We start from the raw sequence: 1,034 nt of genomic DNA, 5'->3' as shown, positions 1-1,034 counted from the left end.
CCATCGTTTGCCTACAGCACCCAACTTGTTGGATCGCCAATTTGCAGTTACTCAGCCTAATAAAGTCTGGACAACAGACATTACCTATATCCGCACTAAAGAAGGTTGGTTGTATTTATGTGTGATGCTAGATTTATTTAGCCGTCGTATCGTGGGGTGGCAAACCAGCCATCGAATAGACCGCCAGTTGGTGTGTGATACGTTTAACTATGCAATGGCTCGTCAGGGTTATCCAACTGGTGTTATGGTTCATTCGGACCAAGGCTCACAGTACTGTAGTCGTGATTTTAGAGCGCTGTTACTGAAAAATGATTGTACTCAGAGTATGTCTAGACGTGGAAACTGTTGGGATAATGCAGTGACTGAAAGCTTCTTTCATACATTAAAAGGTCATGTGGTACATGGCAGTGTGTTTTCGACTCGAAAAGAGGCGAATGCGGTCTTGTTTGATTATATTGAGATTTATTACAATCGGGTCAGAAGGCATTCTGCAAACGGCTGGTTAAGTCCAGAAGCCTTTGAACAGAAATATTTCAAGAATTTAGAGGGATCGATTGTCCACGATACTGTCTAGGATCAAGCTCTTTAAAACCTTTATTGAGCAAAACGAAATCATAAGTTTGTTTATTTTTTTCAAGACGCTTTTCTAATTCTGATACTTCACTTTTTTTAGATTCAAATGTACTAGTCCAAGCATCAATTTTTTCTATATTTCTGTGATTAGACTCTAAATATTCAATATATTTTTAAAAATGATCAGGTGTTAAAGTTTCAATTATTTTTTGAAAATTTGGATTAGAATAAACTTTACTTAACAGTTTAAATGGCAATTTATCTATAAAAGAAAAAATATAATTTACTTCAGGACTGAATTTATTTGCATTATTTTCAATAAAATCAAAAAAGGATTTTTGAAAAGAGTATCTATAATCTTTCCTAAACATTACTTCTTTATAATAGACCTCTTTCATAAATCATTTTTTGCTCAGTTCCAAGTTGTAGATTCCAGCGATTAAATTGAATCTCAAACCAAG

General features: G+C 34.5%; 2 protein-coding genes. One reads left to right on the top strand and one right to left on the bottom strand.

Annotated features, from left to right (window positions below):
• Positions 1-574: IS3 family transposase (locus MTX11_RS16515; RefSeq protein WP_243475618.1), on the top strand; the 574-nt coding region annotated here is incomplete at its 5' end.
• A gap of 172 nt (positions 575-746) precedes the next feature.
• Here MTX11_RS16515 and MTX11_RS16510 read toward each other — a convergent pair.
• A complete protein-coding gene (locus MTX11_RS16510; protein WP_243475617.1) occupies positions 747-971 on the bottom strand; it encodes a hypothetical protein in 225 nt (74 codons plus the stop codon).
• Between the last annotated feature and the right edge of the window lie 63 nt (positions 972-1,034).

The organism is Acinetobacter lwoffii (genome assembly GCF_022809915.1).
GTDB classification, from domain to species: Bacteria; Pseudomonadota; Gammaproteobacteria; order Pseudomonadales; family Moraxellaceae; genus Acinetobacter; species Acinetobacter lwoffii_M.
The sequence above is the reverse complement of the archived record's forward strand: the minus strand, read 5'-3'. Positions and strand labels throughout refer to the sequence as shown.

Coding starts and splice junctions, on each gene's coding strand:
- MTX11_RS16510 (WP_243475617.1), bottom strand. CDS start 971: ATGAAAGAGGTCTATTATAAAGAAGTAATGTTTAGGAAAGATTATAGA.